This is a genomic window from Microbacterium sp., from assembly GCF_047972865.1.
In the GTDB taxonomy this organism is placed as follows: Bacteria; Actinomycetota; Actinomycetes; order Actinomycetales; family Microbacteriaceae; genus Microbacterium.
Map to the genome: position 1 here is coordinate 33,947 of NZ_JBKEAY010000110.1, position 18,477 is coordinate 52,423.

General features: G+C 68.7%; 15 protein-coding genes and 2 pseudogenes. 6 read left to right on the forward strand and 11 right to left on the reverse strand.

All coding sequences use genetic code 11. The annotated features are described in order from the left end of the window. Positions 1-428: 428 nt before the first annotated feature. Entirely contained in the window at positions 429-1,805 is a 1,377-nt protein-coding gene (locus ACK5KK_RS07000; protein WP_416889370.1) for a zinc-dependent metalloprotease, read from the reverse strand. A gap of 131 nt (positions 1,806-1,936) precedes the next feature. Here ACK5KK_RS07000 and ACK5KK_RS07005 point away from each other — a divergent pair, with 131 nt between their 5' ends. Further along, entirely contained in the window at positions 1,937-3,055 is a 1,119-nt protein-coding gene (locus ACK5KK_RS07005) for a PDZ domain-containing protein (RefSeq protein WP_416889371.1), read from the forward strand. Between the two features lie 42 nt (positions 3,056-3,097). Next, the gene (locus ACK5KK_RS07010) at positions 3,098-6,004 is read left to right on the forward strand and encodes a UPF0182 family protein (protein ID WP_416889372.1); all 2,907 of its coding nucleotides are present in this window, start codon (positions 3,098-3,100) and stop codon (positions 6,002-6,004) included. A 72-nt stretch (positions 6,005-6,076) separates the two neighbouring features. Here ACK5KK_RS07010 and ACK5KK_RS07015 read toward each other — a convergent pair whose 3' ends face one another. The 8 genes from ACK5KK_RS07015 to idi form a co-directional block, all read right to left on the reverse strand. Next, positions 6,077-6,565 carry a hypothetical protein gene (locus ACK5KK_RS07015; protein WP_416889373.1) on the reverse strand — a complete coding sequence of 163 codons (489 nt, stop codon included), beginning with the start codon at positions 6,563-6,565 and terminating at the stop codon, positions 6,077-6,079. 97 nt (positions 6,566-6,662) lie between these two features. Further along, positions 6,663-7,529 carry a prenyltransferase gene (locus ACK5KK_RS07020; RefSeq protein WP_416889374.1) on the reverse strand — a complete coding sequence of 289 codons (867 nt, stop codon included), beginning with the start codon at positions 7,527-7,529 and terminating at the stop codon, positions 6,663-6,665. Continuing rightward, positions 7,526-7,834 (reverse strand): lycopene cyclase domain-containing protein, encoded by a 309-nt coding sequence (locus tag ACK5KK_RS07025; protein ID WP_416889375.1) that lies wholly within the window; start codon positions 7,832-7,834, stop codon positions 7,526-7,528. The genes ACK5KK_RS07020 and ACK5KK_RS07025 overlap by 4 nt, the downstream gene beginning before the upstream one ends. Further along, the gene (locus tag ACK5KK_RS07030) at positions 7,831-8,145 is read right to left on the reverse strand and encodes a lycopene cyclase domain-containing protein (RefSeq protein ID WP_416889376.1); all 315 of its coding nucleotides are present in this window, start codon (positions 8,143-8,145) and stop codon (positions 7,831-7,833) included. The genes ACK5KK_RS07025 and ACK5KK_RS07030 overlap by 4 nt, the downstream gene beginning before the upstream one ends. Before the next feature lies 1 nt (position 8,146). After that, on the reverse strand, positions 8,147-9,691 hold the full coding sequence (crtI, locus tag ACK5KK_RS07035; RefSeq protein WP_416889377.1) for a phytoene desaturase family protein: 1,545 nt from the start codon (positions 9,689-9,691) through the stop codon (positions 8,147-8,149). Beyond that, on the reverse strand, positions 9,688-10,527 hold the full coding sequence (locus ACK5KK_RS07040) for a phytoene/squalene synthase family protein (protein WP_416889378.1): 840 nt from the start codon (positions 10,525-10,527) through the stop codon (positions 9,688-9,690). The genes crtI and ACK5KK_RS07040 overlap by 4 nt, the downstream gene beginning before the upstream one ends. Then, positions 10,524-11,588, reverse strand: coding sequence for a polyprenyl synthetase family protein (locus ACK5KK_RS07045; RefSeq protein ID WP_416889379.1), 1,065 nt, complete (start codon positions 11,586-11,588; stop codon positions 10,524-10,526). Before ACK5KK_RS07045 ends, ACK5KK_RS07040 begins: the two co-directional genes overlap by 4 nt. Then, positions 11,585-12,133, reverse strand: coding sequence for an isopentenyl-diphosphate Delta-isomerase (idi, locus tag ACK5KK_RS07050; protein WP_416889380.1), 549 nt, complete (start codon positions 12,131-12,133; stop codon positions 11,585-11,587). The genes ACK5KK_RS07045 and idi overlap by 4 nt, the downstream gene beginning before the upstream one ends. 63 nt (positions 12,134-12,196) lie before the next feature. On the opposite strand from idi, the gene ACK5KK_RS07055 reads away from it, so the two are divergent. Continuing rightward, complete coding sequence (locus ACK5KK_RS07055; protein ID WP_416889381.1) at positions 12,197-12,694, forward strand: MarR family winged helix-turn-helix transcriptional regulator; 498 nt, start codon at positions 12,197-12,199, stop codon at positions 12,692-12,694. Between the two features lie 152 nt (positions 12,695-12,846). Here the strand turns inward: ACK5KK_RS07055 and ACK5KK_RS07060 are convergent. Continuing rightward, positions 12,847-14,146 (reverse strand): annotated as a pseudogene (locus ACK5KK_RS07060) (IS256 family transposase). A 1,014-nt stretch (positions 14,147-15,160) separates the two neighbouring features. On the opposite strand from ACK5KK_RS07060, the gene ACK5KK_RS07065 reads away from it, so the two are divergent. The 3 genes from ACK5KK_RS07065 to ACK5KK_RS07075 all read left to right on the forward strand — a co-directional run bounded on the left by ACK5KK_RS07065 (position 15,161) and on the right by ACK5KK_RS07075 (position 17,504). Further along, positions 15,161-15,829, forward strand: coding sequence for an ATP-binding cassette domain-containing protein (locus ACK5KK_RS07065; RefSeq protein WP_416889382.1), 669 nt, complete (start codon positions 15,161-15,163; stop codon positions 15,827-15,829). 2 nt (positions 15,830-15,831) lie between these two features. Next, entirely contained in the window at positions 15,832-16,944 is a 1,113-nt protein-coding gene (locus ACK5KK_RS07070) for a hypothetical protein (protein ID WP_416889383.1), read from the forward strand. A 218-nt stretch (positions 16,945-17,162) separates the two neighbouring features. Beyond that, a complete protein-coding gene (locus tag ACK5KK_RS07075; protein ID WP_416889384.1) occupies positions 17,163-17,504 on the forward strand; it encodes a hypothetical protein in 342 nt (113 codons plus the stop codon). A 589-nt stretch (positions 17,505-18,093) separates the two neighbouring features. On the opposite strand, the pseudogene ACK5KK_RS07080 reads toward ACK5KK_RS07075, so the two are convergent. Next, positions 18,094-18,282, reverse strand: a pseudogene (locus tag ACK5KK_RS07080) (IS1380 family transposase); the annotation flags it as partial. Positions 18,283-18,477: the final 195 nt, after the last annotated feature.

An 18,477-nucleotide genomic window follows, 5' to 3' on the forward strand; every position in this document is an offset into this window, starting at 1 on the left:
TCGCCCGCCCAGCCGGACACGTCGACGACCTCCACGCCGGCCGCGCTCAGGGCAGACGTGTAGGCGTCGGCGTCGGCGAACGGCACATCCTCGGCGATCTCGACCCGCACGCTCGGCGCCGGGGTCTGCTCCCGGAGCGCGCCGCGCAGCCGTTCCAGGAAGGCCGCCGCATCGGCCGCGGTGGCCCCGAACGCGAGGGCGGTCGCGGTGACGCCCGCCCGGGAGGTGCCGTTCACGAGCGCATCGATGACCCGCTCCTGCCACGGCTCGACGCCCTCGACGCGAAGCGCCGCATCCACGCCCAGTTGCAGCGTCGTCGGCGTCCGCCACAGCGGCGGGAAGGAGGGCGCGAGTCGGAGCATGCCCCCGATCTTGGCCGGTTGCCGCCGAGCCCGCCGAGATTGTCCACAGGTGCGCTCGGCACCCGGTCACACCGGGTGCGGGCCGGATGCGTCGTCGTCGCCGGTGGGCGGGTCGTCGGGCGGCCCGGATTCTCTCAGCAGCGCCGCCAGCGCGTCATCCATGGCATCGGGTGCCGGCTGTTCGCCGCGGGCTCGGGCCTCCAGCCGCGCGACGAGCGCGTTCGGGTCATCGATGTCGTCGGCGGTGGGCATGAGGTCGGGGTAGTCCCACAGCGAGTCCCGCACGCCGACGCCGACCGCGTCGGTGACCGCGCGCCACATCGCTGCCGCTTCGCGGAGCCGTCGTGGGCGCAGCTCCAGCCCCACCAGCGATGCCATCGCCTGCTCGCCGGGTCCGCCCACCGCGCGGCGGCGGCGCACCGCCTCGGCGACCCGGTCGGCGGCGGGCAGACGGGATGCCGCATCCGCGGTCACCACGTCCACCCAGCCCTCAATCGTGGCCAGCAGGTTCTCCAGGCGTGTCAGCGCGGCCGTCTGCGCCTCGGTGCGCTGGGGGAGCAGGGCGCCGCTTTCCAGGGCTTCCCGCAACTCGTGCGGAGACGACGGGTCGAACCGGGACGCGAGGTCTTCGAGCGCGTCGATGTCGACGTGGATGCCGCGGGCGAAGTCGGTGACCTGGGAGATGACGTGCAGGCGCAGCCAGCGGGCATGACGGAACAGGCGGGCGTGGGCGAGCTCGCGCGTCGCGAGGTAGAGCGCCAACTGGTCGGCCTCGATCTCGAGGTCGCGCCCGAAGTCCGCGAAGTTCTGCGGCAGGATCGACGCCTGGCCAGCCGGCATGAGCGGGATCCCCACGTCGCCGCCGGAGACGACCTCGCGGGAGAGCCGTCCGACGACGTTTCCCAGCTGGGCGGCGAACAGCGTGCCACCCACGGTGCGGATCATGCGGCCGGCTCCGGCGATCATGCCGCGCATCTCCTCGGGCGTCTGCGTCTGCAGGGCCTCGGTCAGCGCATCCGCGATGGAGTTCGCGACCGGTTCGGCCAGTTCTTGCCAGACGGGGAGGCTGGCCTCGACCCACTGGCCACGGGTGAGCACGGTGGGGGGAGTCGGAAGAGAGGACACCGTGGTCGCTTCGGTCAGCCACAGCGCCGCGAGCGTGAACGCCTGCTCCAGGTCGTGCTGCGACCCGCTCGTGATGCCGCGGCCGTCCTGGTTGGCCAGGTGCAGCGCCTGGGTCTTCGCCGAGGACCAGTCGATCTCGTCGCTGCCCGAGGCGAACGCGCCCTGCATGCGGCTCAGCATGCTCTGCAGCATCGCGGGGTCCATGCCCATCGCCGACAGGGCCTGCAACTGCTCCGGGTCGAGTCCGCCCTGCCCGCCGAGCAGCTGGCGGAGCATCTCCTGGAACTCTTCCTCGGGGGAACGGTCGTCATCCGTCATGGCGCCGCCTTTCCGCGTGTGCTCGGGTTTCGTCCTACGCTAGTGGCACGTCCGGTGCGGTCGGCGCGTTTCTTCGTGCCCGGCGCCGGTCCCCTGTACGCCGGTCGCGAACGCGACCAGGAAGGTCCCCCGTGGCACTGTTCGACGAGAACGTGACGATCGTCCCGCAACGGCGTCAACGCCCCCGGGCGACGGTCGTGGGGATCTGGGCCGTCACGGTCGCCCTGTTCGCGCTGCTGGCCCTGACGCTGCTGCCGACGCCCTTCGTCATCCAGCAACCCGGGCCGGTGTACGACACCCTCGGCACCGCGAGCGACCGCAACGGGGGGCAGACCCCGCTGATCACCGTGGCGGGCGCCCAGACCTACCCGACGGAGGGCGAACTGGATCTGCTCACGGTGCAGGTCGTCGGAAACCGCGAGCACACGCCGTCGTGGTTCGAGTTGGCCACCGCGTGGTTCGACCCGTCGCGCGCGGTCATCCCCGTCGAAGAGATCTACCCCGAGGGCGTCACGACCGAGCAGCGCGACGAGCAGAGCGCGGCGATGATGGTCGACTCCCAGCAGGAGGCGACCGCCGCCGCGTTGCTCGAACTCGGCTATGACGTGCCCTCGGTCGTCACCGTGGTCGAGGTGCTGGACGGCTCGGCCGCGCAGGGGGTGCTGCTCCCGGAAGACATCATCGTGGCCGCCGAGGGCACCGTGATCGATCAGACCTCACGGCTGCGCGACATCATCAACGCCGGCGACGGCGCACCCGTCGCGCTGACCGTGCTGCGCGGGGTTGACACCCTCGAGGTGGAGGTGACCCCGCGCGAAGGGACCGTGGACGGTCAGAGCGTATGGCTGATCGGGATCTCGACGCGCCAGGACTACGACTTCCCGGTGGACGTGACCCTGCGCATCGACGACGTGGGCGGGCCGTCGGCCGGCATGATGTTCGCTCTGGGCATCATCGACACCCTGACCGAGGAACAACTCACCGGCGGCGAGATCATCGCCGGCACCGGCACGATCGACGCCGCCGGCACCGTCGGCCCGATCGGCGGCATACGGCAGAAGCTCTACGGGGCCGACGGGGCCGGAGCCGACTACTTCCTGGCGCCGGAGAGCAACTGCGCCGAGGTCGTCGGGCACGTGCCCGACGGTGTGCGCGTGTTCGCGGTCGCCACCCTCGACGACGCCCTCGACGCGCTCGCCGCGGTGCGTGACGGCGCCGATCTCGACGCGCTGCCGACCTGTTCGTCGTGACGCGGACGGGCCGCCCGCTGCCGCGCCGCTTAGGATGGTGAGGTGACCTCGACCTCCGCGCCGACCCCGGCCACACCGAGCCCCGTCCGCCGTGCCGTCACGATCACGCTCGCCGCTTTGGCGGCGCTGGTCGTCGCCTTCTTCGCGTTCTCGAGCCTGTACGCCGATTGGCTCTGGTATCGCCAGGCCGGATTCGACGGCGTGCTGGTGACCCAGTGGGTCGCGCGGGTGATCATGTTCGTCGTGGGGTTCCTCGCGATGGGGGTCCCGGTCTTCGTCTCGATCCAGCTCGCCTACCGGCTGCGACCTGTCTACGCCAGGTTCAGCTCACAGCTGGACCACTACCAGGAGGTCGTCGAGCCGCTGCGGCGACTGGCGATGTGGGGCATCCCGATCTTCTTCGGCTTCTTCGCCGGGTTCGCGACCGCCGCGCAGTGGGAGACGGTGTGGTTGTGGATGAACGGTGTCGCCACGGGCGTCGCCGACCCCGAGTTCGGGCTCGACACCGGTTTCTATCTGTTCGACCTGCCGTTCTACTCGGCCGCGCTGGGCTTCGTGTCCGCGGTCCTGCTGGTGTGCCTGATCGTGACCGCGCTCGTGTCGTATCTGTACGGCGCCGTTCGCATCGGGCAACGTGAACTGCAGATCTCGAAGTCGGCCCGCATCCAGGTGGCCGTGATCGCGGGTCTGTACCTGCTGACTCAGGCGGCGAGCCTGTGGCTGGACCGGTACAAGACCCTGCTGACGGAGGGCGACCGCATCACCGGTGCCAGCTACGTCGACGTGCACGCCATCATCCCGGGGCAGACGATCCTGGCGGTGGCGGCCGCGATCGTCGCGGTGCTGTTCTTCGTCACCGCCGCGATCGGCCGGTGGCGGTTCCCGCTCATCGCCACCGGTCTGCTGATCGTCTCCTCGCTCGTGGTGGGGGTGGCCTACCCGTGGTTCGTCACGACGGTGCAGGTCATCCCGAACCAGCGCACCATCGAGGCCGAGTACTACCAGCGCAACCTCGACGCGACCAAGTTCGCGTACGGCATCGACGGGCTGGAGAAGAGCGACTTCCAGGCCGTCACCAATGCCGAACCCGGCCAGTTGCGGGCCGACGCCGACACCACGGCATCCATCCGCATCATGGACCCCGCCATCATCAGCCCCACCGTGCGGCAGCTCGAGCAGTACCGCTCGTACTACCAGTTCACCAACCCGCTGGACGTGGACCGCTACGAGATCGACGGTCAGTCGCAGGACACGGTCGTATCGGTGCGCGAGCTCAACCTCGCCCAGCTCGGTCAGGCGGCATCCTGGTACAACACGACACTCGTGTACACCCACGGATACGGCATCGTCGCCGCGAAGGGCAACGAGCGCACCAGCGACGGCAACCCGGTCTTCCTCGAGCGCGGCATCCCCGCGTCGGGCCAGCTGACCACCAGCGGCGACGGGTTCGAGCCGCGCGTGTACTTCGGTGAGAACTCGCCGCCATACTCGATCGTGGGCGCTCCCGAGGGGTCCGACGATGTGGAACTGGACTACCCGCGCGGCGAGGACGGTGCCAACGAGACCCGCACGACGTTCACCGGCGACGGCGGCCCCGACGTGGGCAACGTGTTCAATCGGCTGATCTACGCGCTGAAGTTCCAGTCCACCGACATCCTCTTCTCGGATGCGATCAACGACCAGTCGCAGATCCTTTACGACCGCGACCCGCGCGCGCGGGTGCAGAAAGCGGCTCCGTACCTGGAGCTGGACAACGACCCGTACCCCTCGGTCGTGGACGGACGCATCGTGTGGATCGTCGACGGTTACACGATGAGCGCCGACTATCCCTACTCGCAGGTGGTGAGTCTGCGCGACGCGATCTCGGACACCACCAACGAGTCGCCGCGGGTCGTGCTCGACGACGTCAACTACATGCGCAACTCGGTGAAGGCCACCGTCGACGCGTACGACGGCACCGTGACCCTGTACGCGTGGGACGAGGAGGATCCGCTGCTGCAGGCGTGGCAGAACGTGTATCCCACGACGATCAGGCCGGTGTCGGACATGTCGGCCGAGCTGATGAGCCATGTGCGGTACCCGACCGACCTGTTCAAGGTGCAGCGCATGATGCTCGGCACCTACCACGTCGACGACGCGGATTCGTTCTACCAGCGTGACAACGCCTGGAAGACACCCGAGGACCCGGTGGCCACCAACAACGTGCTGCAGCCGCCGTACTACCTCACGATGCAGATGCCGGGGCAGGACGTCCCGACGTACTCGATGTTCACCTCGTTCATCCCGTCGTCGGAGGGCGACGGCAGCCGGAACGTGCTGATGGGGTACCTCGCAGTCGACTCCAACGCGGGCAGTGAAGCGGGGAAGGTCGCCGACGACTACGGCACGCTGCGGATGCTGGAGATCAACGCGGAGACGACCGTGCCGGGCCCCGGTCAGGTGCAGAACACGTTCAACTCGAACGACACCATCTCGCAGCAGTTGAACCTGCTGAAGCAGGGCCAGTCGGAGGTGCTCAACGGCAACCTGCTGACCCTTCCAGTCGGTGGCGGACTGCTGTACGTGCAGCCGGTGTTCGTGCAGGCCTCCACCGGCACGCAGTTGCCGACGCTGCGGAAGGTGCTGGTCGCCTTCGGTGACGAGGTGGCCTTCGAGGACACGCTGCAGGAGGCGCTCGACCATTTGTTCGGCGGGGACTCCGGAGCCACGACCGGTGACGGCGAGGTCACGCCGACCCCGTCGCCGAGCCCGACCGACCCAGGGACGCCGACCGAGCCCACCGAGCCGCCGGCGGGGGAGTACGAGCAGGCGCTGGCGGACGCGCGTGAAGCCATGGCCGATCGCGACGCCGCTCTACAGGCCGGTGACCTGACCGCGTTCGCGGAGGCCGATGAGCGGCTGACGGCGGCGGTTCAGAAGCTGCTGGAACTGGCCGACGAGGCCGGGTGACACGCGGGAGCCGGGCGGCGCGGTGCCGCCCGGCTCCCGCGTGTCGGGGTCGAGGAAGCTCTGATCCGGGGCCTACGGGGTCTCGGAGGGGTTCGGGACGGGCGTCGTCGCGTCGTCGTCGGTATCGCCCATGCCGGTGTCGCCCCTGTCGCCGTCGCCGTCGCGATGACCGTCGCGTGACCGGTCGCCGCGGTCACCGTACTCGCCGCGGTCACCGTACCCGCCGCGGTCGCCGCGCCCACCGCCAGGGAAGCCATGGTCGCCGTCCCCGCCCGAGACGAAGCCGCTGCGAACGCCGTCCGACAGCCGGGAGGTGGTCCACCCGATGCCGGCGCCGGTGCCGAAGATCAGCACGGCGGCGACGACCGGGACGGTGATGAGGACCCAGGGGCGCCGCCAGAACGGCTTCGCGGCCGGCGCAGAGTCGGTCGTGGCCGTCGGGGTCGCGGGGGCCAGCGGCGTCGTGGCCGCTGCCGGGTCGGTTGGAGGGACGAAGGGTGTGGCCTGTTCCGGGGGTGGCAGCGGTTGACCGGAGGGCTCGCTGTCGCTGTGATTGCTCATGCCGTCACGGTTGCAGGCCGGTGCCAAGGCGGCGCCAAGAGTCGCCTGTTCTCAGCCGATTCATCGGGGATGCACAGTTCGCCGACGCGACCGGCCGTCACCTCGTCAGCATCCACCACCAGATGAGGAGCAGTGTGACGATGAACCCGGCGAGCTGGTTCCACCACAGGAATCGGCGCCACCCGGCCGTCGCGCGCGCGCTGTCGGCGTCGGCGAGGCTGCGATATGGCCACACGGTCACCAGGTAGGACACGGCGACGATCGCGGCGAGCGGGCCGGGCCAGGCTGTGCCGAGCATGAGCACGCCCGACGCGGCGTAGCACGCGAGTGAGAACCGCACCGTCCGGGCGGCTCCCCGGGCGGTGGCGATCGAGTGGATGCCGGCTGCTCGGTCGGCCGTGACGTCCTGCACCGCCCCGAACGCGTGCGAGGCGATGCCCCACAGGGCGAACGCCACGACGATGAGCACGAGCTGCCATGTCCACGTCGCCCCGGCGAGCACGAGCGCGTAGACGGCGGGGGAGAAGAAGTGGATGCTGCTGGTGAGCGAGTCGAGGTAGGGGCGCTCCTTGAACCGGAGCGGCGGTGCGCTGTACGCGACGACGAAGAAGAGGCTCAGGGCGAGGACCAGCCAGGACATCGGCGACCCGAGCACGACGAGGGCGACGACGAACGGCAGGCAGCTCAGCGCGGCCGTCCACAGCGTGGCTCGGTGCAGGTGCGGCGACAGCACGGCACCGTGTGCGCCGCCTTTGCGTGGATTACGCAGGTCGGACTCGTAGTCGAAGACGTCGTTGATGCCGTACATCGCGAGGTTGTAGGGGATGAGGAAGAAGACGGTGCCCACCACGAACGCGAGATCGATCTGCCGCGTCGTCAGGAGGTAGGCCGCGGCGAACGGGTAGGCGGTGTTGATCCAGCTGACCGGTCGCGACGCGATCAGAAGCTGACGCAGCGCCGTCATCGGCCGCGAGCTTTGACGGGAAGGAGCGCGAAGACGCCCGGGGCGAGGAAGGCGATGCACACCGGGTAGGCGAAGTCCTCGATCGGGGCGAGTCCGATCCGGATGCCGGACAGATGCTCGGGCGGGTAGGTGAACAGATCGGCGGCGATCATGAGGTTGTCGAAGATCGCGGTGAGGACGACGAGGACCGCGGCGGTCAGTGCCGAGGCGCGCAGGCGCGCGCCGAATCCGGGGCGGGTCGCGCTCAGCACCGTGACCGCCGCCGCCACGATGGTGAACGGCACGATGAGGATCAGGTAGGTCACGCGCGCTCCCGACCGCGCGACCAGCCCGCGTGGACGACGAGGGCGAGGTAGGTGAGGAACGCGAGGAACACCGGTTCCTCCAGCGGGAGGTGTGGGGCCAGGTCGATGCCGATCAGCAGGGGGCTGCCGCCTTTCACGAAGACGCCCGCGGCGATGCCGACGGCATCCCACACCAGCAGGAAGGCGGTGCCGATCGCGACGGTTACCGCGGTCCGGGCCGGTGCGCGCCGAAACGCCAGCCGGAAGCGGATGTCGACAGCGGCGACCCCGGCAGCGGAGACGACCAGAGCGAGCAGGTACAGGCCCGGCACGTCAGCGCACCGCCGGTTCGGGCAGGCGCCCGGGGGCGCGGTCGCCGCGCACCAGCTTGGTGACCAGTTCCGCCGAGATGAGGCACATCGGCAGGCCGACGCCGGGAAGGACGGTCGCGCCCGCGTAGAACAGTCCGTCGACGCGGGCGGAGGTGTTGTGCGGGCGGAACAGTGCGCTCTGGCGCAGGGTGTGGGCGAGGCCGAGGGCGTTGCCGCACCACGCGCCGAACTCCGCCGCGAAGTCGCCCGGGGAGATGGTGCGGCGCACTCGGATGCGTTCGCGCAGGTTCTCGATGCCCGCCCAGGTCGCGAGCTGGTCGATCGCCCGGTCGGCGGCCGCTTCCACCGCCGGGTCGCCGTCGCCGTTCACACCCCCGCGGCCGAGGGCCGGATCGGCAGGGATCGGCACCAGCAGGAAGAGGTTCGTGTCACTGGGCGGGGCGACGGTGTCGTCGGTCACGCTGGGCGCGCACACATACATCGAGGCGGGGTCGGGGATGCGGGGACGGTCACCGAAGATCGCGTCGAACCCGCCGCGCCAGTCCTGAGCGAACAGCAGAGTGTGGTGGGCGAGCTCGGGGACCTGCCCGTCGACGCCCAACAGCACCAGCAGGGCGCCGGGACTGGAGGTTCGGGACCGCCACCAGCGCGGCGACCGGCTGCGCCGCCGGGGCGGGAGCAGCGCGGTCTCGGTGTGGTGCAGGTCGGCGGTCGACACGACGCGGTCGGCGACGATCAGCTCGCCGTCGGCGAGGCGCAGGCCGGTGACGCGGCGGCCAGCGGTGGTGATCTCGCTGACGCGCGCGCCGGTGCGCACTCGTGCCCCGGCACCGAGCGCGCAGCGGTGCACCGCGTCGATCACGGTCCCGAAGCCGCCGCGCGGGTAGCGCACCCCGTCGGTGAGGTCGAGGTGGCTCATCAGGTGGTAGAGGGCAGGAACGGCGTAGGGGGAGCCGCCGAGGAAGACGGCCGGGTACCCCAGGATCTGGCGCAACACGGGGTCGGTGAAGCGCTTCTCGATGTGGCGGGCCAACGAGGTGGTCAACAGCGGGGAGAGGGTGGGCAGTTCTTTCAGAAGCTGCGGGTCCCAGAGGCCCGCAGTGGTGCTGTAGGAGTCGTAGAGGAACCGGTCGACGGCGAGCCGGTACGCGTGGGAGGCGGAGGTGAGGTAGGCATCGAGGGCGGCGCCGGCCCCGGGTTCACGGGACTCGAACAGTGCGGTCGCGGCATCCCGTCCGCTGTGGACATCGACGGGGCCCGGCAAGGCGCCCGGTTCGGAGTAGACGCGGAAGGCGGGGGCCAGCGGGACGAGGTCGAGTTCGGCGGCGGCGCTCGTACCGAACAGGCGGAAGAAGTGCTCGAACACCTCCGGCATGAGGTACCAGCTGGGTCCGCGGTCGAACCGGAATCCCTCGGTGGTCCAGGTGCCGGCCCGGCCCCCCACGTCGTCCCGCGCTTCGTACACGGTGACGTCGTGGCCGTCGCGTGCCAGGAGGGCGGCGGAGGCGAGCCCGGAGATGCCCGCACCGATGACGGCGACCCTCATGCGACCCGCCGCCGTGGGGCCAGGCCTGCGGCGGCGCGCAGCGCGAGTGCGGCTTTGACGGAGCCGGGCACGCTGACGCGGCCCCCGCTGCCGTCGTCGCGTCGCAGACGCCGGGCGAGTTCGGCGAACAGCGCGTGGGCGGCGGCGACCGCGCGGCGGCAGTCGTCGGGGAGGTCGTCGATCGCGGCGCGGGCGATGTCCAGGTCGGCGTCGATGCGGTCGAGGATGTCGCTGCGCGAGCCGAGTCCGGTGAGGTAGTCACGGCCCAGCCGGTCGGTGTCGTCGGGAAGGTCGCGGAGGAAGTTCACGTTCTGGAATGCCGCGCCGAGCCGTCGCGCAGCATCTTCGAGGGCGGGCGTGGCACGGGTACCGGTGGGGGTGTCGGCGCCGGCGAACACCTGCAGGCACATGAGGCCGACGACTTCGGCGGATCCGTACACGTACGCCTCGTGGGAGGCCGCGTCGTGCCGACGGACGGTGAGGTCGGTGCGCATGGAGGCGAAGAACGGCCGCACCAGGTCGCCGCCGATGCCGCAGACGCGCGCCGTGTTGGCGAAGGCGTGCACGATCAGGTTGGCCGAGAACCCGGTGTCCATGGCGCGGAGCGTCTCGTTCTCGAGGGCATCCAGCGCGACGCCGGGGTCGGTGTCGGATTCGGCACCGGGGCCGTCGACGATCTCGTCGGCGACGCGCACGAGCGCATAGACGTTGCGTACGTGGCGTCGTACGCGCGGCCCGAGGAGTCGGCAGGCAAGACTGAACGAAGTGGAGTAGGACGCGATGACGGTGGCGGCGGCGCGATCGGCCGTGCGGGTGTACTGGGCCAGGCCGGTCACGGGATCCGCTCCGTCACGCGGGCGGCGATGCCGCGGATGAGGGCGCTCACCGGGGCCGGGATCGCCGGGTCGGCGGCCAGGTCGTGGGCATGGGCGAGCAGGTCGTCGACGAGACCCGCGATGCGTTCCCGGGCGCCGCTGGCATCCAGTGCCCGCTGGGCGCGAAGGACAGCGACGGGACCGGTCGCCGCGACACCGAGGGCGGAGTCGACGTGCGGCCACGAGGCGCTCTGCTGCGCGAACGCGATGAGCGGTGTGCGTTTGCGTTCGCGCAGGTCGGCTCCCGGTTCGCGGCCGGCTTGCGTGGCGGTGCCGAAGGCGCCGATGAGGTCGTCCACGAGCTGGAACGCGAGCCCGACCGGGGAGATGGCGCGTTCGGCGGCGGCACGCGCGGCGGGATCGGCTGCGGCCAGCGCGGCTCCGGCGGCCAGCGGCGCCCGGAACGAGTAGACGGCGGTCTTGTCGTGCGCGGCGGCCAGGAGCGCGTCCGGTTCGGGGTCCTCGGCGGCGACGGCGTGCGCGACGTCGGCGAGTTCACCGGCCGCGGACCATCCCACGGCATCCTCGAGGACGCTGAACAGGTCGTCGCGGGTGAGCGTATCGACGGGCGCGGTGGCGATGAGGCGCGAGGCTTCGAACAGCAGTAGATCGCCGGCGAGGACCGCCGCAGCGTCCCCGAAGAGGATCGCCTGCTCGGGGGCGGCGCCGAGGTCGAGCCCTCGTTTGCGGTACTCGCCCGACACGTTTGGGACACCGCGGCGCTGGGTGTCCCGGTCGATGAGGTCATCGTGCACGACGAAGGCGGTGTGCAGCAGTTCGAACGCCGCGGCGACCTGCCACAGGGCAGGAGTCTGCTCGATGGCATCCGGTGCGAATGCCTCGAACGAAGCGACGACGAGTGCGGGCCGCAGTCGCTTGCCGTCGCGGGCGGCGCGCGCGGCTGCGGCGGCCAGGTCACCACCGATCGCCGAACGGCGTGTCGCGCGGTCGCGGAGCCGGTCGAGCGCGTCGTCGACTGCAGCATCGATGCGCGCCGCGCGGTGTGGCGGCAGGGTGATCACGATGCGCGCTCGAGCTCGGTGATCGGGAAGAGGTCGAGCTGGCGGGCGTGGAGGGTGAGCCACGGGCTGAAGATGAACGGCGTCGCGGCCAGCGCGGCGGCGAGGCTCTGCGGGGTGACCCAGTGCGCTTCCAGCACCTCGTTCGGGTTGAGCGTGGGCTCGTCGTCGGTCACAGCGGTGTAGACGGGGCAGATCTCGTGCTCCACGATGCCGTTGGCGTCGGTGGCCCGGTAGCGGAACAGGGGGAGGGCGAGCTCGACATCGCGCAGGCGGATGCCCAGTTCGTGGTCTGCGTGGCGGTGGACGGCGGTGAGCACGGGCTCGGCGGGCCGCGGGTGGCCGCAGAACGAGTTCGTCCACACCCCGGGCCAGGTGCGCTTATCGAGCGCGCGACGGGTGACGAGTACGTCGCCGTCGCTGTTGCGGACATGGCAGGAGAACGCGAGGTGGAGCGCCGTGTCGCTCCCGTGGACGCTGGCCTTCGGCGCCGTACCGATCTCGTTGCCGGCATCGTCGAGCAGGACGACCAGGTTGACGTCTGTCATTCCATCCTCCATTTCGCTAGTTTAGCTAGCAATATTGGGAATGCTACAGAATAGGGTGCGGAGGTGTCCATCACGATGCAGGAGAGATGGGTGCCGCGCACCGATCGCGACCGTCTGGTCATGGACTCGATGCTCGCGTTCCGCGCGTTCAGTGATGCGATGGATCGCATGCACGGCGCGATGCGCGGCGATATGGAGATGAACGCGACCGATCTGGCGGCGTTGCGGATGCTCGTCATCCGCGAGCAGCGCGGCGAGACGGTCAAGCCGCACGACATCGCCGAGCACCTCGGGATCTCGACCGCCTCGACGACGAAGCTGCTCGATCGGCTCAGCGGGAGCGGACACATTTCGCGGCTGCCGCATCCGAACGATCGGCGCTCCCGGGTGGTGACGCTGACCGAGGGTGCGCGCTCCGAGTTCTACCGGCACTTCGGTGAGCGGCTGGCGCGCATGCGCGCGGGCATGGTCGCCTTCGACGACGACGAGTTGCGCGTCGTGATCCGCTTCTTGCGGGACATGACCGTGGCTCTGGAACCGGGCGCCGCGCAGGATGCGTGACGCCGCGTTCGTGGCGCCCTCGAGCCAGCATGCAGATTGTCGCCCCAGAACGCGAACGTGAATCTCATCGAGCCAACCCCCATCACGCGTCCCGTTTCCGCGATGGAGGATGTCCCGGGTTTCGTGGAACTTCGGTGGCGGTCCGGTGAGCATCAGGCTGCGCTCACGTCTTGAGTGTTGCTGTCGCCTCCGACACTTTCAACAGCGACGTGCCGTTCGAGCGCGGCTCGGAGGGCGGGCAGGTGCAGGTGTCCGTTCACACGGCGGAACTGCTTGGATGCCTCGACCATCCCGGCAGCGCACCAGCGCAGCGCCATCTGACCGTCGCGCCACCGTTTGACGTTTCGGGCATGGTCGCGACTGATCGAGATCATCGACTCCACGGCGTTCGTGGACCGCAGGGTCCTGGCCAGGGTGGGCGGGACATCGAGGCGCAGCACGGTCAGCGTCTCGTGCAGGCCCTCGCGCAACGAGCCGGCGGCGCCGGGGTGGGTCTTGTCGAGCTCTGTGGTCAGCGCGGTCAGCTGGGCTTCGGCCTCCAGGGCGGAGCCGGCGTGGTATGCCTTCCTCATCCGCTTGGTCACCGGGCCCCGCATGTGCTCGGGCAGATGGTCGGCCACGTTCCTGAGCTTGTGGATCTGGCACCTGGCGATGACCGGGTGGTCGAACACCTCGGTGACTCCGGCCGCGAGGGCCTTGGCGCCGTCCAGGACCGCCAGGATGGGCTTGGTGGTGTCCAGGCCTCGCTCGCGTAGCCCGGTCAGCAGTGCCTTGACCACGGTGGTGTTCTCGGTCGATCCCTCCACCAACCCCAACGGGTGCTTGGTCCCGTCGATGCCGATGCCCAACGCGACGACGCACAGGTGCTCGGCGAAGTACACCCCGTCGATCATCAACGCCACCAGGTCCAGCCCTGTCAGGTTAGCGGCGAGCAGGTCGGTCAAGGCGGTCTCAGTCAACTGCACGAACCGCCGCGACACTGCCGACCTCGAGGTCGACTTCGCCTCTTCGGTGACCGCTTCGCCGACCGGCTCCAAGCCGACCCGGTACCGCCTGGTCGACAGGCCTGCGAGCATCTTCTCCATCGCCATCTTCCCGAGCAGCTCGGTGGAGTTGAACAACTCATACGCGGGCACCGGCACCTCCCCGGACCCGTCAGCGGTGCGGACCCTCGGCCGGGTCACCGGGACCCGCCGGCCACCGAGGGTGACCGACCCGGCCTCGGTGCCGTGCCGGGTCGCCCTCCGGTCCGGGTCGTGCCTGCCCCGCGGGCCACACCGCGGTCACGTCCGCCTCCATCAACTGCTGCATGACTTGCAACCCCGCACCGACCGCAAGGGCCAACAGACCCTCACGCATGTCGGCGGCGATCTCATCCATCACCACACTCACCCGCTCGGGTACGGCCAGCATGCTCGTGTCGATCTCGTTCGTCTGATACTTCTTGTTCACGGTGGTCCCCTGTCTTCGGGTCGTCTTGGTCGACGCCCAACACCTACCGCAAGGCAGGCGTCAGGCGGGGGACCACCACCTCAAATTCCACGAGAGTCGGGACAACCTCCCGCGATGGAGAGCTCCTCCCACACCACCAGGCGAATGAGTTCCTGGTCGGATTCGCGTGGAAAGGCCACCTCGCCCTCGCCGCCGGAATCTGGCGCAACTGGCGTCATTGACGCCGTTGATTCTGCTGACTCGATGCAACGGGCCGCAGAGAGAGTGTTGACAAGTAGTCGCAACATCTCTGAGACTCTTCTTAATCGTCCCCCAAGGGCGATGAACGAAAACGAAATGAGCAGGGGGTTCAAAACGGTCAGGGGATTGACTCGGAGGCGCAAGATATCGGCGTTGGTGGCAACCACAGTGACTCTGTGGGGGATGGCCATCTCTCCATCGTACGCGGAAGGCAGGTGGACCTCAGAGCTGTCGAACGTTGGTACTGGATTCTCGTCGAGATGGTGGACCGATAACAACCGTGACAATGCGAGCACGCGAGTTCGATTCAATTCTTGTCGTCAGGTCCTCAAGTGACGTACGCAATCAAGCGCGTTCGCGTGCACTTGTGGCGAGACAATGGGATTTTCCCAGATCACAATCAGAGCACCGCCACCAGTAGATGCAACAACACCTACGCAAGCTGGGGGCGAATGACCTCCGTTGGCAGCTACAAATGGAAAATCGGGCGGATGTACGCGGATTATGATGGGGCTGGCCGTGAGAGGTGGATCCCTGGAGGACGGTTGACGGTGACCAGCCTTCGCACGGAGTACTAACGCTCGAGCGCTACGAGCCTGCCAGGTACCTGGCCGCTATCCCGTGGACCGGTCTCGCCAGGACTCAATCCTGGCGACACCATGGCCCTCTCATCTGAACCCTTTCGTCCAAGTGAAGTGAGATCCTGTTGTGTTGAGAGCTGTCGTGGAGAGATTCTCCTACCGGCGTCGTCGGGATCTCCTGCGTGATGTTCACGTGGAACTGGGGAAGGGCCGGACCGCTCTGCTGGGCCCCAACGGGGCGGGCAAGACGACACTCCTGAAGGCGATTGCGGGCGTCGTGGGATATCAGGGCGAACTTGTGGTCGGCGGCGAAGCCGTCACGACCTCCGCTCGTCGTCCTGCGTCCTTCCGTCGCGCCGTCGGTTGGCTTCCCCAAAATGTTGTGCCGTTTCCGAACCTCACCGTTCGAGAGCACGTCGCCTACGTCGGCTGGCTGAAGGGGATGCCGATGAAGCGTGCATGGCGTCGGGCGGATCAAGCGCTCGACGCCGTGGGTCTTGGGTCACATCGGAAGGATGACGCTTCACGTCTGTCCGGCGGTCAGACGCGCAGGCTCGGTATCGCGGGGGTCCTCGTGCATGACGCGCAGTATTTGCTGCTCGACGAGCCCACCGCAGGCCTCGACCCGCGCGAACGCGAGCGCCTCCTCGAGATCCTGCGACCGATCGAAGCGGAACGCGCGGTCTTGGTGTCGACCCATGACACCGATTCCCTCATTGACGCCGGCACCCGGGTGCATGTGATGTCGTCGGGTGAGACGCGGTTCACGGGGCCGTATGCTGCGTTCGTCGAAGGGTACGAGAGTCTGACGCACGCGGATCGCGTGCGTCGGGCCTATGCCGCGATGGTCCCTGAGGAGTGAGGGTGCGGTCGCCTCTTCCGCTGCGCCGACGGGCAGTGCTTTGGCTGCTGCTTCCCGCCCTGCCTCTCCTCGCGATCGTGGCCCAGTTCTCGTCGCCGGCGATCACCTTCCCGGGATCATGGACGTGGACGATCGGTCACTCCGTTTTGCTCGTTCTCGTCTCCCTCACCGCGTGGGGCGGGGGGAGCGCATTTCCCTGGGGCATGGTCGGTGCGATCGCGGCGATGCTGTTCTTCCACACGAGTCTGGGATTCGCGCTGGGCAGCGTGGTACACCCCGTCTTCGGCATCCCGCTGGCGCTCGCCTCGAGCTACATCTGGCTCGGATTCACCGGAACGGTGTCGACGTTCGAGCTCCGGCACCTTGCGGGGCTCGTCCTCGAGACATGCTGTTCCTACGATCGGCAACCGGACGCGAGGTCGGTGCTGGCAGCAACCATGTTCTCGCTTCTGGCTGGACTGGGGCTTCTGTTCCTCGCCGCGGCAGCACTACGTATCGTCGCGGCTCGGACCTGGCTCGCCACGCTCGTCGGCGGCGCCCTGGTGGTCGCTGGTGTGTGGTCGGGGTTCGCTGCGGCGCGAGGGCTCGGCCCGAGTGCGGCCGAACCCCGGGACAGCGCCGACCTGGTGTGCGCAGGCGGGCGGGTGCGCGTCTGCCTCTTTCCTGAGCAGGTCGACTCAGCCGTCTTCCAGAGCATTCAGACGATGGTGCACAACGTTCGTCATGAAGGTGTCAGTGTGGCGGATTCGGTCGTCGCGTCCTCGGCGGTCGTCTACGACGAGGACACCATTCGACTGGGCTACATGCCGGGGATGACCGAGGAGCAGATTGCACAGTCGCTCGCGAGCGACCTCCCCGAACCGGTGTGCTCTGGAGACCGCGTCGACGTCGCGATCGCCCGCGACACGTTCCGGTCGACGGCCGTGGCGTGGATTGCGATCACCATGCTCGGCGGGGATCGGGAACGTCTCGACAGCGGCGACCTCGACACCGAAGTGGGTTCGTCCCTCGACGCCCTTCTCGTGCTGCCGCGCGCGGCTCAAGCGGCATGGGTGAACGAAGCGATCTCAGCAGTTCGCGATTGCGCCGTCTCCCCGCCGGAAGGCCCACGATAATTGCCATCAAGACCCATCGGGTCATCGTCATCGCGCTCGTGCAAACCGTCCTCGCGGCGACCGGGTGTGCTCTGGGATCGGTCTTCCTTGAGCTTCCGGGGCTCGGGGGCCGGACTCCGCTTGCACTTCTCCTTGCACTTCTGGGCGTTCTTGCTGTTGCCCCGACCCTGGTTCACGCCTGGCCCTCGGAACGAACGAATCCGTCTCGTCGCGCGGGGGTGATCGCGGGACTGGTCGTTCTGGTGCAGATCACGCCAGTTCTCCTCATCGCCGGCGTCTGTGGTGTGCTCGGTTCCCCCGAAGGACCGGTGTACGCAGGCATGTTTCTCTGGCTTCTCGCCCTTCAACTCGCGGTGGGCATCGTGCTGAGTTCGCGTTATCAAGGCGTGGCGCCCGCCGTGTATGTGCTGCTGTGCGCGCTGGTGGGACGGATCGATTCAGCTGTCCAGCCGTGGGCGTGGCCGCTCGCCGAGGTGGGGCCGCAGCTCGCGATCCTCCTCGGTGGCGGCGCGTTCCTCGTCGCTGTCTGTCTGCTCGGCGCTCTCGGACTTCACGATTGAGAGGCGACAGCTGCGGTGGGGTGGAAGACCATGCCGGCCATGCCGCGGCGGGCTGCCGTAACGCAAGAACCCCCGCCCGAAGGCGAGGGTTCTTGGTGTCATCCCCGGCAACACTCGAAAGTCGAGTGCGTATCCCGGACGACCTTGGTTGACGCGGTGTCGTCCCTCGCAAACAACTACGCACCTGCGCTGCAACCGGGGGTCGTCGATCGGCTGGTCGCGCGGTTCGACGAAGTGGGGGTGGACGATCATGACGTCGTGGCGCCTCGCGTGATTCACAACGTGCGCAGGCGATTGGGAGAGTCCAAGGTGAACGAGGTCGTCGCCCGGTACGCCGCGGGTGAGACTTCGTCCGCACTTGCTTCGGAGTTCGGCGTCGCGGAGTCCACGATGCGCAAGCTGCTGCGCGAGCGAGGTGCGCCGATCCGCCGCCAGCCGATCACTCCCGACATCGCCGCGACCGCACGTCGCCGCTACGAGGCTGGGGATTCTCTGACAACACTCACGAACGCCCTCGGCGTCCCACGCGAGTCGATCCGGCGGAGTCTTGTTTCGAGTGGTGTTGCGATGCGTTCCAGAGGTTTTCCTGGTCCAGGACCACCTTACCCGGATCATGCACCGCGAGGGGTTTCCGCCACGGGCCAAGCGCCGACGACATGACCCGATCCAGACCGGCCGCGCGGGCCGTTCCCGTCAGCAGCACCCCGCCGGCCTGCCCGACCGCGGACACGTCCGCAGTGTCAACATGAAGCCGCGGATACACGCCGGTAGTCTTCACCTTGAAGGTGCTCCTTGCTCTTGGTGAACTGGTCTCTAAAGCAATTCCAATTCTCCCAGACCAGGAGCACTTTCCAGGCTCTTCGCAGTTGAGCTGTCGGGTGGGGTGACCCGCGTCGTGGGGGTCGAGAGTAGAGGGTGGTCGCCTCTTGTCCGCTCGCCTGTGCGGGCGGATGCTGGGTGTCTGGCCGTGGTT

What these genes read in the sequence shown, in the direction of transcription:
- ACK5KK_RS07000 (WP_416889370.1), bottom strand. Translation starts at nt 1,805, where the DNA reads ATGACGGATGACGACCGTTCCCCCGAGGAAGAGTTCCAGGAGATGCTC.
- ACK5KK_RS07015 (WP_416889373.1), bottom strand. Translation starts at nt 6,565, where the DNA reads ATGAGCAATCACAGCGACAGCGAGCCCTCCGGTCAACCGCTGCCACCC.
- ACK5KK_RS07020 (WP_416889374.1), bottom strand. Translation starts at nt 7,529, where the DNA reads ATGACGGCGCTGCGTCAGCTTCTGATCGCGTCGCGACCGGTCAGCTGG.
- crtI (WP_416889377.1), bottom strand. Translation starts at nt 9,691, where the DNA reads ATGAGGGTCGCCGTCATCGGTGCGGGCATCTCCGGGCTCGCCTCCGCC.
- idi (WP_416889380.1), bottom strand. Translation starts at nt 12,133, where the DNA reads ATGACAGACGTCAACCTGGTCGTCCTGCTCGACGATGCCGGCAACGAG.